Here is a 17,445-nt window from a genome sequence, read left to right as displayed (position 1 = left end):
TGGAAAGAAATTGATCCACAACATATAGTGATGATCCTGATTTAGATGTGGGTAAAACAGAAACTATCCCCATCATAATTTACCCTATCAGGCCTTTATTCACCCTGCTTGCTGACAACTGGCAAATAAATTCCTCACAGAGTTATACACAGGCATCGATGTCACTTTTGGATCCTGTTATGTATTCAGATACAAAAAAACCGGGATCTTTCGATCCCGGTTTTTGCTAACTGGTAGTGCTCACATCGTGCGGGGTTAAAACTCACCCACCGCCAGTTTGAGCTTTTTCATTGCGTTCTTTTCCAACTGGCGGATGCGCTCCGCCGATACGCCGTACTCTTCGGCCAGTTCCTGCAAAGTGGATTTCTGATCATCCAGCCAGCGAGAGCGCACAATGTGCTGACTGCGGTCGTCCAGGCTGGCCAGCGCCAGGCTAAGACGATTATTGGTGTGTGCTTCCCAGTTCGCCGCTTCCAGATTTTCCGCCACGTCGGACGACTTGTCTTCCAGATACAACATTGGCGCCGTGTAAGAGGAATGACCGTCGTCATCATCGTTCGACATTTCGAAGGTCGCATCCTGTGCCGCAAGTCGTGATTCCATCTCACGCACTTCGGACGGCTCGACACCCAGTTCGCGAGCGACCGTTTCGATTTCACCGTTGTTGAACCAACCGAGACGTTTCTTGGATTTACGCAGGTTGAAAAACAGTTTGCGCTGCGCCTTGGTTGTGGCGATTTTCACAATACGCCAGTTGCGCAGTACATATTCGTGGATCTCCGCTTTAATCCAGTGTACGGCAAAGGACACCAGACGCACCCCGACTTCCGGGTTAAAGCGTTTGACGGCTTTCATCAGGCCGATATTGCCTTCCTGCACCAGATCCGCCATTGGCAGACCGTAGCCAGAATAGCCACGAGCAACATGAACAACAAATCTCAGGTGTGACAAGATCAGGCTTTTTGCCGCCTCAATCTCACCTTTGTAATGCAATCTCTCAGCCAGTTCACGCTCCTCGTCGGCTGTCAGCATCGGGTAACTGTTCACCGAGCGAATATAGCTGTCGAGGCTGTCTTGTGTCACTAAAGCCATTGGATACGCTTGTTCTGCCATTCAATTCCTCATCAATCTCTGATCTGGAGTAAGTTATAACCCATCAATCCTGAACCAAAAGTGAACAGGATTCAAGCAGGGCACAGTAATTATGCACAAAGCTCTCATGGATACAAGACCAAAAGTATACGCCACCGTATACTTTTTTCAATATTATGACCAGCGCAATTTACACAGGTTCAATTTCTTTCAAATGACGTTTCGCCGACACACGCGCCGCCAGACAGCCAAGGAAGGTGCCTAACATCAATAGCAGCAGCGATTCGTCCCAACTCAGTCCGATCAGACGAAACTGGCTGTCATACAACTTGGCCAGCGCTTCGACATGACTGTTGAGGATAATGGTCAGCAACGCCGTCAGAATCCACGCTGAGAGCGCCCCAAGCAGACCAAACCACATGCCGGAGTAAAGGTATGGACGCAAGATGTAGCGATCGGTGGCGCCGATGAGTTTCATGGTCTGGATCTCATCTTTATTCGCCAGCACGTTAAAGCGTAGTGTATTTCCAACGATCAGAAACACCGATATCAGCATCAGTGTAGAAAGCACGATCACTATCACACCCACCAGATTGCGCATGGCGTCCAGGCGAGTCAGCCAGTCTTCGTCCAGTCGCACGTCGGAGATATCCTGCTCTGCACTCAAATTACGCGCAATGGCTTGAATCGCAGCCTTGTCTTCCACGCTCGGCGTGACAATCAATACCCCCGGTAAGGCGTAGTCATCCAGTAGGCTGATGGCTTTCTCAAACCCGGAGTACTGACTGAGATCCGCCAAACCTTGCTGAGAGGAGATGTATTCGACATGATCGATATCCGCGTCGCTTTCCAGCTCGTCTTTGAGCACCATGATACGTGCTTCCGGCGTGCCTTCCTGTAAGTAGGCACTCACCTGCGCCGGACTCGCGACGGTACTGGCCACCTCAGCGACGTTTTTCCCCAGCAGATACAGACAAGCGGGCAGTGCCAATGCCATCGAGATCACAGCCAGAGTCAGAATGTTCCCCAGCGGCCGCTGCCACAAAGCGCTAAACGCTGCGCGCGCCTGTTTGACGTGAATCGCAAAAAAGCCATCCGTTTTTGGCTTGACCTGTACCCGGGTCGACTTGGTCTGTTGCCGCGCTTTACTGGCCATAGCCTTCTACCTCACTTAAGAAACCCTGATTTAACTCAAAATGACGGTACTGAGGACGCTGATTGACCAACCCGACATCGTGGGTGGCCAACAAAATGCTCACTCCCGCGCGGTTAAATTCTTCAAACAGGTGCAATACCCGGGTCGACAGTTCCGGATCCAGGTTGCCGGTCGGCTCATCCGCCAGCAGTAAGGTCGGTCGGTTGACCACCGCCCGGGCGATCCCGACCCGCTGCTGTTCCCCGCCCGACAACTGGCTTGGCAGACAGCGGGCTTTATCGAGCAGACCGGTTTTGTCCAGCGCAGCGGAGACGCGGCGTTTGATCTCATTTTCTGAAATCGACTCAATCCGCATTGGCAACGCGACATTGTCAAAGACCGAGCGGTCCATCAACAGACGGTGATCCTGAAACACGATGCCGATATTCCGCCGTAGAAACGGAATGTCTTTGCTTGGAATCCGTGTAATGTCATGGTCGTTAAAACTGATTTTGCCATCGGTAGGACGCTCAATGGCGCAGATCAGTTTCAGCAGCGTACTTTTCCCCGCGCCAGAATGACCACCTAGAAACGCCATTTCGCCGCGGCGCAGATGAAAGTCGACTTTCTGAAGCGCCTGGCGTCCACCGCGATAAGCCTTACTGACTTGTTGAAATTTAATCACCCGTCAATCCTCATACTTACAAACGTCAGGCGCCCATCGAAATGAGCGCCTGCAAAGGGTTTCGTTATTCTTCCCGGCTGAACAGGGCGTCAATAAACTCTTGTGTCTCAAACGGACGCAAATCATCGATGCCTTCACCGACACCAATGTAACGAATTGGTATGCTGAACTGGTCGGCAATCGCAAAGATCACCCCGCCTTTGGCCGTACCGTCCAGCTTGGTTAACGTGATCCCGGTCAGCGGAGCCACGTCACTGAACAATTTCGCCTGACTGATCGCGTTCTGGCCGGTTCCCGCATCCAGCGTCAGCATAATTTCATGCGGCGCCGAGTCATCAATCTTCTTCATCACCCGCACGATTTTACGCAGCTCTTCCATCAAGTTGGCTTTGTTCTGCAGGCGACCGGCCGTATCCGCGATCACCACATCGACGCCGCGTGCTTTGGCCGCTTCGATCGCGTCATAGATCACCGACGCACTGTCGGCTCCGGTGTGCTGGGCTATCACAGGCACATTGTTGCGCTCACCCCAGACCTCCAACTGCTCCACCGCCGCCGCACGGAAGGTATCACCAGCTGCCAGCATGACTTTTTTGCCCTGCGCCTGAAATTGCTTCGCCAGCTTACCTATGGTGGTGGTTTTCCCCACCCCGTTAACACCAACCATCAAAATCACGTACGGCGTCTTACTGCTGTCTACCTCTAGTGGCTGCTCAACCTGGCTGAGGATGGCGGCCATCTCTTCTTTCAGCAGGCCATACAAGGCTTCGCCACTTTTGAGTTCCTGACGCGACGCTTTCTCAGTCAGATTCTCGATAATTTTCAGCGTGGTATCCATGCCAACATCCGCCATCAGCAGTTGTTCTTCCAGCTCTTCGAACAGATCGTCATCGATTTGTTTGCCTTTAAACAGGCCAAAGAAACCGGCACCGATATTGGCTTTGGTGCGAGCCAGACTGCGTTTCAGGCGGGCAAAAAAGCTTTCGGTCGGCTTTTCCTGCTCCGCAACCCGGGCCGGTTCTGGTTCTGGTTCTGGTTCTGGTTCTGGTTCTGCAGCATGCTCTTGTGACGCTGGCGCGTCTGCAAGCGTTGACGACTCCTGCTCCGCGTCCGACTCCTCAGCCGCAGGTTGAGTTTCTTTTGCAGCTTCGTCGTTGGGCTTGGCCTGGTCCTCATCACCAAAACCCAGCCAGGAGAGTAATCCGCGCTTCTTTTTTTCCGTCATCAGGGGCTATCCTAGATTCTTCTAATTCACTGTGACTCTTTTTCTGCCGAGGATCTCCGCGACAGAAAAAAGAAAACCGACAAAGTCATGAAAACGATCCAATTCATTCGATTTGATTGGTAAACTTTGTCATCTTCAACATTCAAAACTGTATCCAAGCCAGTTTTTACTTGGGCGACTGGATATAGTATCACTTAATTAGCGGTCAAAAAATCTATGGTAAGACGTCGCCAGCAAAACCCATCACAAAAACAGCCTTCTGCGGGCGTTGTGCGCATCATCAGCGGCGTATGGCGCGGACGTAAATTACCGGTGCACGATGCCGAAGGGCTGCGCCCGACCACAGACCGGGTCAAGGAAACAGTGTTTAACTGGCTGGCTCAGGAAGTGCCGCGAGCGCGTTGTCTGGATCTGTTTGCCGGCTCTGGCGGACTGGGCTTTGAAGCCGCGTCCCGACAAGCCGAACAGGTTACGCTGATTGAGCTCAACCCGACCGCATTTCGTCAGTTGCAGACCAATATCGCCGCGCTCAAGGCCGACAATCTAGAAGCCATCAACAGCGATGCACTGGCCTACCTGAGCCAGCCGGGCACCCCATACCACGTGGTGTTTCTTGATCCACCCTTTCGCCAGGGGCTGCTGACGCAAGCGATTGAGCTGCTGGAACAAAATGGCTGGCTTGCAGACGACGCGGTGATTTATATTGAAACCGAAAAAGAGTTGCAGTTGGAAGGCATTCCGGCTCACTGGCACCTGCACCGGGAAAAAACCGCCGGTCAGGTCAGTTACCGATTATTCGAAAGGACATCTCAATGAAAGCGCTGATTTATCTCGCCAAAGGGGCGATTCTGTTTGTGTGGCTGGTTCTGCTGTTGAACATTGTCACCCCGTTTCCGGGCAAAGCGGCGATTGCTTTGTACATCATGACCGCCTTTCTGTTCCTGATGCATGGCCTGCAAATGCTTATCTTTGTCGGCGCTTTCGGTGACAAGATCTCCATGTCGCGCTGGGAAAAATGGTCGATTCTGGTGTTTGGCATTTTTGCTCTGCTGGACATTCGCCGCAAGCACATGTCATGAGTCGCCAACAATCAAAAAACGCCGCTCCCTGAGCGGCGTTTTGGTTTTCTCTGTCACGATAGGCGCTACGCAAGATACCCTTTGACGCCATCGAGGAACATCTGGGTTGAAATCATGACCAACAACAGTCCCATCAAACGCTCAACCGCCTTCAGCCCTCGTTCACCGAGCACCCGGTGGAAGAAGCTGTAGAACATCAAAATAAAGAAGGTAGCCCCCCAGGCCAGGAGCACCGCACCAGACAACTGCAACAGCTTATCCGGATGCTGCGTCGACAGCAGCAACAGCGCGGCAATCACTGACGGCCCGGCAATCATCGGGATGGCCATCGGCACGATGAAGGGTTCTTCTCCCGCCGCGAGGCCGGTAATACTGCCGGCACTGGGGAAAATCATTTTAATGGCAATAATGAACAGAATAATCCCGCCGGAGATGCTCAGCGTTTCGGGTTGCACGTGCAGGAAACTGAGAATACTTTTGCCGGCGAAAAGGAACAACAGCAGAATGATAAGGGCAAAGCATAACTCACGGATCAGGACCTTACGTCGCCGTTTCGGGTCCAGGTGCTTGAGTATCGACAGCACAACGGGCAGATTGCCGAGCGGATCCATAATGAGAAACAACATGGTCGCGGCGGAAAGAATATCCATATCAACAAATCTCACAAAACAACAGGTTGCGCAGTATATCAGCACTCCTTGTTGATTTCGATGTCAGTTCGTTGAACACTTGAACGCTTCCCCGCCCGCCATAATCCTGTGGCACGTTATTATCACACCACCAGACTCATCGAAGCGAAGGCTCGTTGGCGCTCAGAGAACCACCGATGCGGTGATCAGCGAATGCGCCAGCAGGTAACTGCCAGAGATCAGATAACGGCCATAACGAAACGGTTTACGGTAGTCGTGGATCGCAAGCATCCCGGCCGATGCGATCAATACAATCGCCCCGATAAAGCCCAGGCTGCTGGCAAGCGATTGCTGGATCAACCAGTTTTCGCCCGCCGCCCACGCCAGTTGAACCAGCACCACGCCCATCATGGTGACCGGAAAAATCAGCCGGTCCAACTGAGGTAAGAGAAGGAAAAACAACACGATGCCGCTGGCCACCAGCAAGGCGGGCAACCACCAGACGATGTCACCCGAAATCTGCAGCCAGAACGCTTTGCTGTAACACAATTGCGCCAGCAAAAATGCGATAAAACTCAGCCGAGAATGGTTTTTGAGTATGTAGAAGGTATCCGCCAGTACGGACACAATCAGCCCGGAGGCAATCCAGCTCATGGCTGCGCTCATTTCCCCGGGGACGTTCCAAATCATCGCCAGCAGGAACACCATGCTCAGCGTTTTAAACACAACGGCCTGAGCCTTGTTATTACTTTCATTGGCCGAAACACTGATAAAACCAGACAGTGCTACGGATAGCCAACTCCACATGTCACTACCTCGCTCTGTTTCGCCGGCCAGTGTAGGCACGTTGGGCAAGATGTCCAGAAGCGCAGGTAAAAAGTTGGATCTGAGTAGAGCTTCCAACGCTGCGCATCGCCGCGTTTAAAATCAGCCTCTCTTGCGCACTGACGCCAAATCATCCAGCAAGCGGTCTTTTAGTGCAAAAGCACCACTTTTACACTCCCCAGACCAACACCTGATCACTTTACTCACTAGAAAACCGCCTGCCACGCCATGAATAAAAAAGAAGAAACATCATTTTAACTATTAAAATTCATATAGATAAAACAAAAAACAACAATAAAAACCGATAATACAGTCTCAGTTTAAAATCTGGATAAAAACCGGATTTAGACGATCATTTTACTTTCAACCCCCTCCCATAAATGACAATAACTCTCAAAAGCCATGACAAGACAATGACATTGTCAGACTTTAGTTAGCCAATCGATGCTTAACCAAGCTAAGCCATAAAAACACAAAAACAATAATCACAGAGTGATAAATGACGCTAAACCACCAATTAAAAACAAATACTTAAAAATCTTTCGTTGTTTTTAAATACAAATCGAACATTAAGAAAACACCTCAAAATAACAACTTTAAATGCGTAAAAACCGCCATTAGACGGCAATGAAACAATGATTTTTATCGACTTGAAAAAATCATTTGTTGAAAAGCCGCAAAACATGATCTATTCTAAATACATAGTTTGAACATCAATCAAAGGAGCAGTGTTATGTTAACGTCTTCACAGAAGCAGGGACTGGTAATGATCGCAGTTGTCGTGGGTCTAATGACACTGCCGATGATGTACTAAGCACCGAATAAAAAAGACAAAAAGGGACGCATCATGCGTCCCTTTTTGGTTGATAGATTCGATTTATTTGAGATGCTGAGACAGGATGTCCCAATGCATATAATAGAAGCCCAGAGCCGCTAGCGTGATTAGCGTCATCAGCATGATCGCCACACGCCAGATAAACCGGCCGCTGCGCGGGGTCAGCTCTTTTTCACAGTCATCACACGCTGCCAAGAAACCACGTGGGTCTTCCAGATGGTAGTCGTGTTCATGAGCCGCTTTGTTGCGTATGGTGGCAATGTAACGCAACTTACCCACCACATCATGCGGTAAGCGCTCTTCACAGCTGGTGATCAACTGATGCAACCCTTTCCCCTCCGCGTGATAACGGGTTCGCAGTAGCGTTTCTAGCTTTCGGGTTCGCATGACCACTTTTTCAATATCAGACATGGCATCCCTCCACTGTTAGTTTAGTCTTATTCTTCCATATTGATGAGTTTTGCCGGCGAAGAAAAACCATTCTCGCTCGTTGTTGCATAGTTTAACCCATTGAAACCCAACCACACTCAACCTCCGGATGCACACTGGGATCCACGCCACACACCCGGCTGTGAAGTCACTCGAAACTTTCTGCCGACATTCCGTCAGCATCACGAATTGCTCCGACAGAACATCACACTTTTGCGCCGACACGATTACAATAGCCGGGCACCTGATATTTGGAGGTCATGTATGCCCGTCTCTCTTTTCGCTCTTATCGGCCTGTTGGTGGTTCTGGCCGCCTGGGTTTTTCTGAGTTTTTACCGCAAGCACATCCAAGGTCAGGGAGCTTCCGAGCACACCGTCGAGGTGACCATCCTCGATAAGCAAGCCGTCGATGTCGCCGATGCCCAGCCAGGCGAGGATGCTCAGGAGTTCTGGATATACGTTCAAAAAGGCCGCTTAGGGCCGAAGCGGGAGTTTCAGGTCGGGGTGCATTACTTTCATGCCCTCAACCCGGGGGACAAAGGCATTCTCACTTATCAGGGCGATACGTTTTTGCACTTTGCCCTGAAACGCTAAGGCAGTAACCAGGCTGTTTTCGCCGAACGAGAGAACAGCCAGCTCAATCCCAAAGCGCCCGCTCCACTGATCACAATCCACAACGGAATAACCCAAGCGGGGTGCCCTTGATACCAGCCATACGCTTTCATCGGCCACAAAAAAATAGGGTGCAGCAGATAAATACCCAAGCTGTGTTTACTGACAAAACTCACGATCGTACGGCCATTGCCCGATAGCCGTTCACCAAAATAACGACACAGCATAAACACCATGCTGGCGGCCAACACCACATTCAGAGTCTTGTAAGACAGCCAACGTCCCACTGTGTATTCCCCATTGGCAACACTGATCGTGATCACCGCTTCGGCGGTCAGCCACAGTGCGCCAACGCCAAGTACCGTCACCACGCTGACCATCACGGGGGTAAGCGGCAATTTTTTATACAACAGATAACCAAGTGGCAGATAACCACTGAACAGCCACATCTGCCAGCTCCAAGGGCCATCAATTCGCAACAAAAACAGCATAGTGGTCAACAGCCAAACCCCAGTTAAGGCATAGATACCACTGTCACCACTTTTTCGCACCACCACCTGCAGCAACGGAATGACAAAGTAGAGCGGAATAAAATAATAGAAGAAACCAAGATGGTAGTAGGTTTCATGGCTGAGGCTGCCGACCAGCACGGATTGAGCTGTCTCGGCATCGAACCCGGACGCGCTCCAGCCGGACAGATAGGCGTAAAACAGCGACCACACCACAAACGGGATCAGCACTTTACCGAGCCGACGCCGGACATAATATTTGAGTTCAAACGGACGCTGATCACTGAGCATCAAAGCGCCGGTGATAAGGATAAAGACGGGCACAGCCCAGCGACTGACGCTGTTGACACTGACCGCCGTCGCCCATTCAGAAAAAGGAATGCTGCCCAATTCATTGCGGTACGGCGCCAGAACATGAATAGCAATCACCGCCACCGCCGCCACACAGCGGGCCAAATCAAAAAACTGTACTCTTTCTCTCATCCCGCATCCTGACTATGCATAACGCGGTGACTATAGCACAGTACAAAATTTGCACTGTCAGATAATTAACAAATTGTTTTCACAGCGCTTTGATTGCGCTCACTCACCTTAGCCCATGCTGTGCTATAACATGTGGAGACAAACTCATCATTCCCTGCCGGCAGTCTTAATAGTGACACAGCGGATCAGGCCGGATTGCACTACAATGCCCGCAGAACCTACAGAGGCTGCTATGAACAAAGCACTAACAACGTCATTGATTTGTCTGGCCGCATTGGCCGGCTGCGATAACCAACAACAGACAGAGAGCGCGGATACCCTGCCGGATGCCAACCCGATGTGCAGCTCTGAGCAACTGGCCGGAGGCTGGTCCGCGGCCCAAGTGGACGACGATACCCGTCAGGCGCTTGAGACGGTCCTGACACAGATGAACACGTCAGCGAAACTCGACACGATTCTCACGGTGCGCACTCAGGTGGTAGCCGGCACCAACTATGCGATTGATTTCCGTATGGATGATGGCCAGATCTGGCACACCATCGTTTTTCGTTCACTGAAAGGCGAATACTCCATGACTCAGGCTGCGCAGCCAGGTCCGCTCTGCCCGTAACCCTATATCGACGAATTGTTGCTCTTTTCCTTACTTTTGGAGCAACAAAAAAGGCTGACCCCATGGGGCCAGCCTTTTTCTTGTTCGCGCTCTCTACGCCGAAGACACCTGAGGTGCTTTGGGTAGGCGGATGGAGATCAAGGTCGTCATGATTAAAAACGCGCACGATACCCATAAGCACGCGGCCAGACCCGCCACCTGAAACACCCAACCGGACAGCACCGTGCCGATCAAGCGGCCCATCGCATTGGCCATATAATAAAAGCCGACGTCGAGTGACACTCCATCGCCCTTGGCGTAGCTGACGATAAGATAAGAGTGCAGTGACGAATTGATCGCAAATATCGCACCGAACAACATCAGACCAACCACAATCACCAGCTCTGGCTGCCAGCCAATCTGTACAGCGTAAGCAATCAGTGCAGTCACGCCCGCCAGAAACCCGGCCCAGCCCAGCGCTGCACTGCCATCCGGCACCCGGCCAGATGATTTGCCCGTCAAGCGCGGCGCCAGCCCTTGTACGACCCCATACGCCATTACCCAACAGGCGAGAAACCCACCTACGGCAAGGTGATCCCAACCGAACACACTGCCGAGATAAACAGGTAACGCAACCACAAACCAGACATCACGGGCACCGAACAGAAACATCCGTGCCGCCGAGAGGATATTCACACTCTCCGATTTAGAAAAAATATGGCGAAACTTCGGCTTACTGCTGGCTTTCCCCATATCGCCTTCCAACCAAATCAGGCTGCCACACAGCACCACCAGCAGAACTGAGGCCATGCTCAGTACCGCCACTTTAAAACCGAACAGCGACAGCAGCAGACCGCCAATAAAAAAGCCCGCGCCTTTGAGCGCATTTTTCGATCCGGTTAGCAGTGCAACCCATTGATACAAAGCCCCTTGCTGCGCATCCGGCACCAGAGTTTTGATCGCGCTTTTGGCACTCATCTTATTCAGGTCTTTGGCGATACCAGACAGTGCCTGCGCGGCCATCACCCAAGGGATCGTGAGCCAGACGGCCGGAACGGCCAGCATCAACAAAGCGACAATTTGCATCGCCAGACCAACGTTCATGGTTTTATTCAATCCCAACCGCGCGCCCAACCAGCCGCCGATCAGGTTGGTCACAACACCAAAAAATTCGTAGAACAGGAACAAGGAGGCGATCGCCAGTGTGCCGTAACCCAGTTCGTGAAAATACAGCACCACCAACATGCGCAGCGCGCCATCGGTCAGTGTGAAGTTCCAGTAGTTGAACGTCACCAGCATGTACTGACGGACGCTTTTACTCAGGCTTGAAATCATCGCAGTCTCTTTTGATTGAGGGCATCCGATTGCACCAGCAGCATTTGGATCATGGCAACCCAAATACTCCCGACGTCCCTAGGCATGCACCAAAGAACGGACATAGTCTAGTTGTACCGACTTGGTGAAGGCGCCAGGGCGCAGTGCCTGAACGCGGTCGATGATCTCTTCCAGCGACCAGTCCTTTTCCAGCAGAAGATGCGCCGCCAGCAGACCAGTGCGACCTGAACCACCCATACAGTGCAACGCAATTTTCTCGCCCTGCTCAATACGCTGGTGCAGTGCCGGACTGACTTCTGACCAGCCAAGAGCAAACGCCTCATCCGGCGCGCAATCGTCTTCAATCACCAGATGATACCACTCCATGCCCAGTGAGCGGGTCAGGGTACCCAGCGCCGTGACGCCGTGCTGAGCCATCTCATCGTCACTGATGGCCGTCACCACCGCCCGTACACCTTGGGCATACAGCTGTTGCAGTGAGTCCTCCAACGCAACACCTTTGGTTCCCGGACACGGCGTCAGCACCAATGCACTGCCGGCCAGCGGCAGCGCCCAACTTGGATGCGTCATGCCGTTACCTCCGGAGCCTGGCCCACTTTACGCACCAATTCAGCGGTGCGGGTCGCATAGCCCATTTCATTGTCATACCAGGCGTAGATTTTCACCATGCGCGTCCCCACCACCATGGTCGACAACGCATCCACAATCGTGGAACGTGGGTCGCCTTTGTAATCGATCGACACCAGCGGACGTTCCTCAAAGCCCAGAATACCGCTCAGCGCCCCTTCACTGGCCTGTTTCAGCAAGGTGTTCACCTCATCGACCGTGGTGTCGCGTTTGACGTCAAAGATGATGTCGGTCAGTGACGCATTCGCCAGTGGCACGCGGACCGCATGGCCGTTGATTTTGCCCGCCAGTTCCGGGAAAATTTCCACAATCGCCGTGGCGCTGCCAGTGGTGGTTGGGATCAGGCTCATCCCACATGCGCGGGCACGCCGCAAGTCTTTATGCGGCGCATCCAGAATGGTCTGGGTGTTGGTCAGATCATGGATAGTGGTAAACGAGGACTGCTCAATACCCAGCGCTTCGTGAATGACTTTCACTACTGGCGCAATACAGTTGGTGGTGCAAGACGCTGCGGTCACGATACGGTGTTTCTGCGGATCGAAGATGTGCTCGTTGACGCCGACGACAATGTTGGCAACCCCTGGCTCTTTCACTGGTGCCGACACCACAACACGTTTCACGCCCTGCTCAAGATATTGAGTAAGGAACGCCGTTTTGCGATGCACGCCCGTGGCTTCAATCACCACATCACACCCAGACCAGTCTACCGCAGCGATCTCGCGCTCCTGAGAGGTCGTGATGCGCTGATCATCGATCAACAACTGGCCACCTTGTGCTTCAACCGTGTGATGCCAGCGTCCCTGCACAGAGTCAAACTCCAGCAGATGCGCCAGGGTAGCCGTATCGCCGGCGACGTCATTGATGTGGACAAATTCCAGTTCCGGCCAGTCAAACGCGGCACGCAAAGCCAGGCGGCCAATGCGGCCAAATCCGTTAATTCCGACTTTAATTGTCATGTTGATTCTCTCTTTCACCTAAATTCAGACGCAGCAAACCGGGCGGTTTTCTGCGGCCAGTAACCGATCCAAATCCTGTTGATATTCACTGCGCAGACAGTTAGACGCCACCAGATCATCAATCAGTTTGCGCATCCAACCCGGCAGCTCATTAGCCAGCCGGTAAAACACCCATTGCCCCTGGCGGATATCCACCAGTAACCCACTGGCACGCAGCTGAGCAAGATGGCGGGAAATCTTGGGCTGACTTTCCTGCAATGCTTCGGTCAGTTCACCAACCGACAGACATTGTGCACGCATGATCAACAGCAGGCAGCGCACCCGGGTTTCGTCAGACAGCAACTTAAAAAATTGATGTGGCAGCATTAATACATACTCATATATGGATATGCGTATATATTAACTTGCCAAACCATCAGGTCAATCCGGCCACGTCGATTGTCACAAAAGGTTCATTGAGAGGATCAGATCAGCTTGTTGAGGTCCTGGCTCCAGCGCTGCGCTTCAGACAGTTTACTCACCACGGCTTCGACATTCAGCCCTTCACGCACGCACGCCTCACGCAATCCGGACCAGTCTGCACGTTCGAAACACTCTTCCACTGACAGCAAAGTACCGTAAGGACCGCTGCGTTGCAGCAGGGCAGCTTTGATCTCGTCAGACAAAGGCAGTTGTTCCACCAGCGCCTCCAAAGACGTATCCAGCAGCGCGTCCAGTACCGAGAACAGACCAATCAAAAAGGCCTGATCACGGTGCCCGGCGAATTGTGGCTGAGAAGACATCAGCAGACAGAACTGCGCACGTTGCAGCGACAGGTTATACACTTCTTTGGGTTTGTGGGTGGCAACGAACGACGCCACCGCCAGCGACACGAAAATTTTCAGTCGGTCCTGTCCCAGATACACCAGCGCCTGACGAAATGAGGTGATCGCCACTTCCAGGCGATCCGATAACGTATTGACGAAACGCAGCAACTTGTACGACAGTGCCACATCCTGAGAGACAATCCGTTCCACCGCTTCGAAGTCCACGTCCGGGCGGCACACCTCGCGAAACAACTCCATTGCCAGCAGATGCTCAGGGCTAACATAGCGCTGGCGAATCATTTCCGGTTTGGCAAAGAAATAGCCCTGGAAAAAGCAGAACCCGGCGGCACGCGCGGCCACAAACTCGGCCTCCGTTTCGATGCGCTCAGCAAGAAAACGGCGTTTTGAACCGCGCGCCAGACGCTGGCGAACAAACTCACACGCAGGCTCCAGCCCCATGGCCATGATATCGAGCTTAATGATCTGAACATACGGCAGGAAGCGCTCCCAGTCCGGGCTGTAGACAAAGTCGTCCAGCGCCAGCAGATAGCCTTTATGGTACAGCTCGCGTACAGCATCAAACAGCGCGTCGTCCGGCGGACAGGTTTCCAGAATTTCGATCACCACCTGTTCTTTAGGCAGCACCAGAGGCAGGCGGCGGATCAACGCCTGATAGGGAAAATTGATAAAGCAACGTGAGCGGGTAATCCCCGGGTTGGTGCCGAGTGACAGGAAATTTTCGACGATCAGCCGGTACGTCGCGCGATTCGATTCCACGTGAGCGGGGAAGGCATTGTTTTCCCCGTCACGGAACAGCAGCTCATACCCTAAGGTGTGCCGCTTGGCATTAAAAATCGGTTGTCGGGCAACAAACGTTTCGCGCATTACACCGGGCTCTTATCACGCTTTAGCGGCCGCCAATAATGCCCCACATCCCATGAACATTGAACCGAAAACTTTGTTAATTTTGCTCATCACCCGCTCAGAGCGGATAAAACGCCCCATCTGTGACGCCAGGCTGGTGTAACCGAGCATCACAAACGAATCGATCACAACGGTAGTGACACCGAGGATCATCAACTGCGTCAACTGGTTGCCAGCCGGATCAATGAACTGCGGGAACAGCGCCACCAGAAACACTATCGATTTCGGGTTGGTCAGATTAATCAGCACTGCTTTTCTCAACAAGGTGCGCGCCGGCAGCGCTGCGCCATCCGTGACTGTCGCCAGACTGCTGTGATCGCGCCACTTCTGGATACCGAGCCAGATAAGATACACCGCTCCCACCCATTTGATCACCGTGAACGCCAGTGCTGACTTGGCCACCAGAGCCCCAATCCCCGCCCCCACCAACACTATGTGGCATGCCAGGCCAACCTGCAGGCCGGCAATCGCCGCCAGGGATTTGCGTGTCCCATAACTCAATCCGTTACTGATCGAATTCACCGTACCGGATCCCGGCGCCAGACTGAAGACGATTGCTGTTGCGACATACGCTAACCAAACATGCAGATCCATGGTATTTTCCCTCGACTAAACGACTACAGGCACACATAATTGGGACTCAGTTCATCGCGGTTCCAACAGGATACAATGAATTCTTCGAGTCCAATTGATAGTCATTCTTATACTCAAGAGTGCACCTTTGAGCAAGCCATGAATGGCAATATTGCTGACCTCTGGCAGCGGAGAGAAGAAGGATTTATAAAATCTTTCGATAAAACAAAACTCTACTGGTGTCGTCTGACCTGTGACTCGCACAACAAAGCGATTGTGGTGGTCAACGGTCGCATCGAAGCCGCGTGGAAATATCAGGAGCTGTTTTACGACCTGTTTCAGCAAGGCTACGACATCTACTCCTTTGACCACCGTGGTCAAGGGCTGTCAGACCGGATGCTTGGCGACCCGCAAATGGGACACGTCAACGACTTTGAAGATTACATTCTCGATATGGAGCGCCTGCTCACCCACTTCGACCTGACCCATTACGAACAACGGTTTCTGTTGGCACATTCGATGGGCGGCGCCATTGCTACCCGCTACCTGCAGACCCATCCGCAACATTCGTTTGATGCGATCGCCGTCAGCGCACCAATGTACGGCGTCAGTGTTCCATGGTATTTGTCTCCGATAGCGGTTCCACTCAGCATGGCAATGACCACCATCTACGCCCAACCGACTTACGCGCCCGGTCATCAGGCTTATTATCCGAAACCGTTTGAGATCAACCCTCTGACGCAAAGTGAAGTGCGTTATCGCTGGTTCCGCGAGCTGTATGACCGCATGCCACAGCTGCAAATTGGCGGACCGTCCACGCGTTGGGTCTGGCAGGGACTGCTGGCCGCGAAACAGTGCATTCTGCTGACCCGCCAGTTAACTTTACCGTTTCTGCTGCTTCAGGCTGAGCGGGATACGATCGTCAGTAACAAAGCTCAGGACGTGTTTATCCGTAAACTGCGTAAAACCAATCCGGACTGCGAGCTGCAGGTGATACAGGGCAGCCGTCATGAACTGTTGTTTGAAATCGATCGCTGCCGCAATCAGGCACTCGACAGTCTGCTCGCGTTTTTCGACCGCCACGGATCCACGCGAGCAAAATAAAATAAGGAAATCTTCTGTGAGGATTTTACCCTCTTTTTCTTCCTCAATTTGACGTAGACTGGTTTCTCTATCGCAGTGGCATGCGGCCACTGCGGCTTAGCGTTTTGATGAGGGTGATATGACCACGGCTAGCACAAAGACTCCATTCCACATTGTGGCCTCGGACCTGGACGGAACCTTACTGGCGCCAAACCATCAATTGAGTGACTACACCAAACACACACTCAAACAGTTGCATAAGCAGGGCTACACCTTTGTCTTCGCGACCGGCCGTCACCATGTCGACGTCGCCGGGATCCGAGAACAAGCGGGTATCCCGGCCTACATGATCACCTCCAACGGTGCCCGGGTGCACGATCAGAATGACCAGTTGATGTTCAGCGACAACGTGCCGTCTGAACTGGTGCAGGCCATCATTAACATGGTGAAACAGGATCCGGACATTCAGGTGCACATCTACCGCAATGAAGAGTGGCTGATGAGCCAGGAAGATGAACTGCTGCGCAACTTCCATAAAGATTCCGGTTTTAGCTACTCTCTGTTCGATATCGACCACGCACCAACCGAGGGCGTGGCAAAAGTCTTCTTTACCCACCCGGCACAGGATCATGAGCATCTGGTGCAATACGAAGATCAGCTAAACGCCGAGTTCGGCGAGCGCCTCAACGTCGCGTTTTCCACCCCCTGGTGTCTGGAAGTGATGGCTGCCAACGTGTCCAAAGGCCATGCGCTGCAGGTAGTGGCGGAATCTCTCGGCCACACACTGGACAATTGCATTGCGTTTGGCGACGGTATGAACGACGTGGAAATGCTGTCGATGGCGGGCAAAGGGCTGGTGATGGGCACTTCTCATATCAAGGTCAAGCAGGCGCTACCGGACAACCTGGTGATTGGCGCCAATACCGATGATGCGGTCGCCCACTATCTGGCGGATCACTTACTCGACTGAACCATTCCTACGCATCAAAAAAGCAGCCACTCTGGCTGCTTTAT

20 protein-coding genes are annotated in these 17,445 nt (G+C 52.5%); 6 read left to right on the top strand and 14 right to left on the bottom strand.

The annotated features are described in order from the left end of the window. Positions 1–255: 255 nt before the first annotated feature. The 4 genes from rpoH to ftsY all read right to left on the bottom strand — a co-directional run bounded on the left by rpoH (position 256) and on the right by ftsY (position 4,137). Positions 256–1,113: an RNA polymerase sigma factor RpoH gene (gene rpoH, locus VPR01S_RS19815; RefSeq protein WP_021707160.1), complete on the bottom strand. Its 858-nt coding sequence runs from the start codon at positions 1,111–1,113 to the stop codon at positions 256–258. A gap of 169 nt (positions 1,114–1,282) precedes the next feature. Then, positions 1,283–2,248 (bottom strand): permease-like cell division protein FtsX, encoded by a 966-nt coding sequence (gene ftsX, locus VPR01S_RS19810; RefSeq protein WP_021707159.1) that lies wholly within the window; start codon positions 2,246–2,248, stop codon positions 1,283–1,285. Further along, a complete protein-coding gene (gene ftsE, locus VPR01S_RS19805; protein WP_021707158.1) occupies positions 2,238–2,912 on the bottom strand; it encodes a cell division ATP-binding protein FtsE in 675 nt (224 codons plus the stop codon). Before ftsE ends, ftsX begins: the two co-directional genes overlap by 11 nt. 64 nt (positions 2,913–2,976) lie before the next feature. Further along, the gene (gene ftsY / locus VPR01S_RS19800; RefSeq protein ID WP_021707157.1) at positions 2,977–4,137 is read right to left on the bottom strand and encodes a signal recognition particle-docking protein FtsY; all 1,161 of its coding nucleotides are present in this window, start codon (positions 4,135–4,137) and stop codon (positions 2,977–2,979) included. Between the two features lie 216 nt (positions 4,138–4,353). On the opposite strand from ftsY, the gene rsmD reads away from it, so the two are divergent. Both rsmD and VPR01S_RS19790 read left to right on the top strand, forming a co-directional pair. Next, positions 4,354–4,953, top strand: coding sequence for a 16S rRNA (guanine(966)-N(2))-methyltransferase RsmD (rsmD, locus tag VPR01S_RS19795; RefSeq protein ID WP_021707156.1), 600 nt, complete (start codon positions 4,354–4,356; stop codon positions 4,951–4,953). After that, positions 4,950–5,216: a DUF1145 domain-containing protein gene (locus VPR01S_RS19790; RefSeq protein WP_021707155.1), complete on the top strand. Its 267-nt coding sequence runs from the start codon at positions 4,950–4,952 to the stop codon at positions 5,214–5,216. The genes rsmD and VPR01S_RS19790 overlap by 4 nt, the downstream gene beginning before the upstream one ends. 65 nt (positions 5,217–5,281) lie before the next feature. On the opposite strand, the gene VPR01S_RS19785 is transcribed toward VPR01S_RS19790, so the two are convergent. The 3 genes from VPR01S_RS19785 to VPR01S_RS19775 all read right to left on the bottom strand — a co-directional run bounded on the left by VPR01S_RS19785 (position 5,282) and on the right by VPR01S_RS19775 (position 7,916). Continuing rightward, a complete protein-coding gene (locus VPR01S_RS19785; protein WP_021707154.1) occupies positions 5,282–5,866 on the bottom strand; it encodes a YhgN family NAAT transporter in 585 nt (194 codons plus the stop codon). A 162-nt stretch (positions 5,867–6,028) separates the two neighbouring features. Then, positions 6,029–6,652, bottom strand: a complete 624-nt coding sequence (locus VPR01S_RS19780) for a lysoplasmalogenase (protein ID WP_021707153.1) — start codon at positions 6,650–6,652, stop codon at positions 6,029–6,031. Positions 6,653–7,547: 895 nt separating this feature from the next. Then, entirely contained in the window at positions 7,548–7,916 is a 369-nt protein-coding gene (locus VPR01S_RS19775) for a hypothetical protein (RefSeq protein ID WP_021707152.1), read from the bottom strand. 282 nt (positions 7,917–8,198) lie between these two features. Between VPR01S_RS19775 and VPR01S_RS19770 the strand changes: the two genes are divergently transcribed. Beyond that, positions 8,199–8,528, top strand: a complete 330-nt coding sequence (locus VPR01S_RS19770; protein WP_021707151.1) for a DUF2500 domain-containing protein — start codon at positions 8,199–8,201, stop codon at positions 8,526–8,528. Here VPR01S_RS19770 and VPR01S_RS19765 read toward each other — a convergent pair. Further along, positions 8,525–9,538 (bottom strand): acyltransferase, encoded by a 1,014-nt coding sequence (locus tag VPR01S_RS19765; protein WP_021707150.1) that lies wholly within the window; start codon positions 9,536–9,538, stop codon positions 8,525–8,527. The genes VPR01S_RS19770 and VPR01S_RS19765 overlap by 4 nt on opposite strands. Positions 9,539–9,770: 232 nt before the next feature. Between VPR01S_RS19765 and VPR01S_RS19760 the strand changes: the two genes are divergently transcribed. Further along, positions 9,771–10,148, top strand: coding sequence for a cystatin domain-containing protein (locus VPR01S_RS19760; protein WP_021707149.1), 378 nt, complete (start codon positions 9,771–9,773; stop codon positions 10,146–10,148). Between the two features lie 93 nt (positions 10,149–10,241). Here VPR01S_RS19760 and arsJ read toward each other — a convergent pair whose 3' ends face one another. From arsJ to rhtB, 6 genes are all read right to left on the bottom strand, one after another. Further along, positions 10,242–11,462, bottom strand: coding sequence for an organoarsenical effux MFS transporter ArsJ (arsJ, locus tag VPR01S_RS19755; protein WP_021707148.1), 1,221 nt, complete (start codon positions 11,460–11,462; stop codon positions 10,242–10,244). 78 nt (positions 11,463–11,540) lie between these two features. Continuing rightward, complete coding sequence (locus VPR01S_RS19750; protein WP_021707147.1) at positions 11,541–12,032, bottom strand: cyclin-dependent kinase inhibitor 3 family protein; 492 nt, start codon at positions 12,030–12,032, stop codon at positions 11,541–11,543. Then, positions 12,029–13,045 carry an ArsJ-associated glyceraldehyde-3-phosphate dehydrogenase gene (locus VPR01S_RS19745; protein WP_021707146.1) on the bottom strand — a complete coding sequence of 339 codons (1,017 nt, stop codon included), beginning with the start codon at positions 13,043–13,045 and terminating at the stop codon, positions 12,029–12,031. Before VPR01S_RS19745 ends, VPR01S_RS19750 begins: the two co-directional genes overlap by 4 nt. Positions 13,046–13,069: 24 nt before the next feature. Beyond that, positions 13,070–13,411, bottom strand: coding sequence for a metalloregulator ArsR/SmtB family transcription factor (locus VPR01S_RS19740; RefSeq protein ID WP_021707145.1), 342 nt, complete (start codon positions 13,409–13,411; stop codon positions 13,070–13,072). A gap of 98 nt (positions 13,412–13,509) precedes the next feature. Next, entirely contained in the window at positions 13,510–14,736 is a 1,227-nt protein-coding gene (locus VPR01S_RS19735) for an EAL and HDOD domain-containing protein (protein ID WP_021707144.1), read from the bottom strand. A 15-nt stretch (positions 14,737–14,751) separates the two neighbouring features. Further along, complete coding sequence (gene rhtB / locus VPR01S_RS19730; RefSeq protein ID WP_021707143.1) at positions 14,752–15,369, bottom strand: homoserine/homoserine lactone efflux protein; 618 nt, start codon at positions 15,367–15,369, stop codon at positions 14,752–14,754. A gap of 75 nt (positions 15,370–15,444) precedes the next feature. Here rhtB and VPR01S_RS19725 point away from each other — a divergent pair, with 75 nt between their 5' ends. Together VPR01S_RS19725 and VPR01S_RS19720 are read left to right on the top strand one after the other, a co-directional pair. Next, positions 15,445–16,452, top strand: coding sequence for an alpha/beta fold hydrolase (locus VPR01S_RS19725; protein ID WP_021707142.1), 1,008 nt, complete (start codon positions 15,445–15,447; stop codon positions 16,450–16,452). A gap of 118 nt (positions 16,453–16,570) precedes the next feature. Further along, on the top strand, positions 16,571–17,401 hold the full coding sequence (locus VPR01S_RS19720) for a Cof-type HAD-IIB family hydrolase (RefSeq protein ID WP_021707141.1): 831 nt from the start codon (positions 16,571–16,573) through the stop codon (positions 17,399–17,401). The last annotated feature ends 44 nt before the right edge of the window (positions 17,402–17,445 follow it).

The sequence above is a fragment of the Vibrio proteolyticus NBRC 13287 genome, assembly GCF_000467125.1.
Taxonomy (GTDB): Bacteria; Pseudomonadota; Gammaproteobacteria; order Enterobacterales; family Vibrionaceae; genus Vibrio; species Vibrio proteolyticus.
This window is presented reverse-complemented; position numbering and strand designations above follow the sequence as displayed.